The organism is Kitasatospora sp. NPDC001095 (genome assembly GCF_053598615.1).
Window position 1 is genome coordinate 1 of record NZ_JBSFKQ010000123.1, and the last position, 3,392, is coordinate 3,392.

At 75.6% G+C, this 3,392-nt stretch carries 1 protein-coding gene; it reads left to right on the top strand.

The features are described from left to right. Positions 1 to 3,392, top strand: a 3,392-nt coding sequence (locus tag ACWDBB_RS36060; RefSeq protein ID WP_449793628.1) for an acyltransferase domain-containing protein, incomplete at both ends; no start/stop codon positions are given.

Consider the following 3,392-nt stretch of genomic DNA (forward strand, 5'->3'; position numbering starts at 1 on the left):
TGGACCACCCCCGACAATCGACCCCGCCGCGCCGCCGTCTCCTCCTTCGGCATCAGCGGCACCAACGCCCACCTCATCCTCGAACAACCCACCCCGCCAACCGAACAGACCCACGAGGAACCCACCCCCACCGGCGTCATCCCCTGGGTGCTCTCCGGACACAACGAGGCCGCACTGCGCGCCCAGGCGGAGCGCCTGCACGAGCGGCTGACGGAGCTGCCGGAGCTCTCCGCCGCGGAGGTCGGTCGCGCCCTGGCGGGGACGCGCACGCAGTTCCCGCACCGCGCCGCGGTGCTGGGTGCCGACCGTGCGACGCTGCTGGACGGGCTGGCGTCCCTGGCGTCGGGCTCCGGCGCGGTGGAGGGCGTCGCGTCCGCACCGGGGAAGGTGGCCTTCCTCTTCGCCGGCCAGGGCAGCCAGCGGCCGGGGATGGGGCGGGAGCTGTACGACGCGTTCCCCGCGTTCGCCGCCGCCTTCGACGAGGCGTGTGCCGCGTTCGACGCCTTGGGGGTGCCGCTGCGCGAGGCGATGGCGGACGAGACCGTCCACCGGACGGAGTTCGCGCAGCCGGCCCTGTTCGCGATCGAGTCGGCGCTGTTCCGGCTGTGGGAGTCCTGGGGGGTGCGGCCGGACGTGGTGGCCGGGCACTCGGTCGGTGAGCTGACGGCGGCGTACGTGGCCGGTGTGCTCCCCCTCGGGGACGCCGCGCGTCTGGTGGTGGAGCGGGGCCGGCTGATGCAGGCGCTGCCGTCCGGCGGTGCGATGCTCGCGGTCCAGGCACCGGAGGAGCGGGTGCTGCCGTTGCTGGCCGGGCTGGAGGGTTCGGTCGCGCTCGCCGCGGTGAACGGCCCGGAGTCGACGGTGGTCTCCGGCGACGCGGACGCGGTGGCCTCGATCGCCATACGACTCGGCGAACTGGGCGTCAAGACACGCGAGCTGACGGTCAGCCACGCATTCCATTCGCCGCACATGGACGCGATGCTGGACGACTTCCGGGCCGTCGCGCGGAGCCTCGACTTCCGCGCTCCGAAGATCGCGCTCGTCTCCACGCTGACGGGGCGTCCGGCCACGGCCGAGGAGCTGGCCTCCGCGGACTACTGGGCCGCTCACGCGCGGGAGGCGGTGCGCTTCCACGCCGCGGTGCGCACGCTCGAGGCCGAGGGTGTCACCGCCTTCGTCGAGCTGGGTCCGGACTCGACCCTCACCGCGCTGGCCCGGACGGGTACCGGGGCCACGGTCGTGTGTGCCGCGTCGTTGCGCAAGGGCCTCGCCGAGCCGCAGGCCGCGCTGACCGCTCTCGCGCAGCTGCACGTGCGGGGCGCCGTGGAGGTGGACTGGCGGGCGGTGTTCGGCCCCGGCAGCGGCTCCGTGGACCTTCCGACGTACGCCTTCCAGCGTGAGCGCCACTGGCTGGAGGCTCCGGCCGGGCGGCGAGACCTGGGCGCGGTGGGGCTGGCGGAGGCCGAGCACCCGCTGCTGGGCGCGGCGGTGGAACTGGCCGACGGTCAGGGGCACCTGTTCACGGGCCGGCTGTCCCTGGCGGCCTTCCCGTGGCTGGCCGACCACGCGGTGCTGGGCGCGACCCTGCTGCCCGGCACCGCGATGGTGGAGCTGGCGCTGCTGGCGGGAGCGCGGCTCGGCCTGTCCGTGGTCGAGGGCCTGACGCTGGAGGCCCCGCTGCGGCTGGACGGCGCCGACGCGGACGTCCAGCTCGCCGTCGGCCCGCAGGACGGGTCCGGGAAGCGGCCCGTGCAGCTGTACTCCCGTACGGAGGAAGGCGCCGAGTGGATCCGGCACGCCAGCGGAACCCTCACCCCCGCCCCGCTCGACACCGTCACGGACGCCTCGGGCTCCGCCGCCTCCTGGCCGCCCGCCGGATCGACGGCGATCGACACGGACGGTCTCTACGAGCGCCTGGCCGGACACGGCTACGCGTACGGCCCGGCGTTCCAGTGCCTTCGCTCGGCATGGCGGCACGGCGAGGACCTGTACGCCGAGGTCCGGCTCCCGCAGGGCGCGACGGGCACGGGCTCGGGTGACGACGACGCGCTGTTCACCGTTCACCCCGCGCTGCTGGACGCGGCGTTGCACGTGCTGGCCCTGGAGGCGCTGCCGGAGGAGGGCGGGGCCGCGAGCTTCAAGCTGCCGTTCGCGTGGAGCGACGTGCGGCTGTTCGCCGCGGGGGCCGAGGAGTTGCGCGTTCGGCTGTCGCAGGTCGCGCCCGACACCGTGGCGCTCTCGGTCTCCGACGGGGCCGGGGCCCCGCTGCTGTCCGTCGGCGCCCTGTCGGTGCGGCCCGTGGGGGCGGGCGAGCTCGCCGCCGCCCCGGCCACGCGCGACGGCCTCTTCGGCATCGACTGGACGCCCCTGCCCGTTCCCGCCGGGGCGTCCGCCCCGGCGCCGGCGATCCTCGGCGACGATCCGTCGGGCCCGGCCGGGTCGGGCCGCTACGCGAGCCTGGCCGACCTCCCCGCGGACGCCCCGGCCGTCGTGGCGCAGTTCGCCGCGACGCCCGGGGAGGACGTCCCCGGGGCGGTGCACCGGGCGACCGCCGCGGTGCTGGAGACCGTGCGGGAATGGCTGGCCGACGAGCGGTCCGCCGCCGCCCGCCTGGCCGTCGTGACGTGCGGCGCGGTGGCGGCCGGGGCGGACGACCGGGTACGGGATCCGGCCGCGGCCGCGCTGTGGGGTCTGCTGCGCTCGGCCCAGACCGAGCACCCCGGACGGCTGCAGATCGTCGACGTCGACCGTACCGAGGCGTCCCGTTCGGCGCTGGCGGCGGTGCTGGCCTCCGGGGAGCCGCAGTTCGCCCTGCGCGACGGTGTGGCCTCCGTCCCCCGCCTCGTGCGGATCGGCGGCCGGACGGCGGGGCTGGCCCTGCCCGCCGGTGCCGACGACTGGCGTCTGGACGTCACCGCCAAGGGCACTCTGGAGAACCTGGCCCTGCTGCCGTGTTCCCGGGAGCCGCTGGGCGCCGGTCAGATACGGATCGCGGTGCGGGCGGCCGGGGTGAACTTCCGCGACGTGCTGATCGCGCTGGGCATGTACCCGGGCGACGAGGCACTGATCGGCGGCGAGGCCGCCGGCGTGGTGACCGAAGTCGCCCCCGACGTCACCCGCTTCGCGCCGGGCGACCGCGCCTTCGGGCTCTTCCCCGGCAGCGCCGGGACGTTCGCGGTCACCGACGAGCGGATGGCCGCGCCGATGCCCGAGAACCTGACCTTCACCCAGGCCGCCGTACTGCCCGTGGTGTTCCTGACGGCGTACTACGGCCTGCGGGACCTGGCCGACATACAGCCCGGACAGCGACTCCTCGTCCACACCGCCACCGGCGGCGTCGGCATGGCCGCCGTCCAACTCGCCCAACACTGGGGCATCGACGTCTACACCAC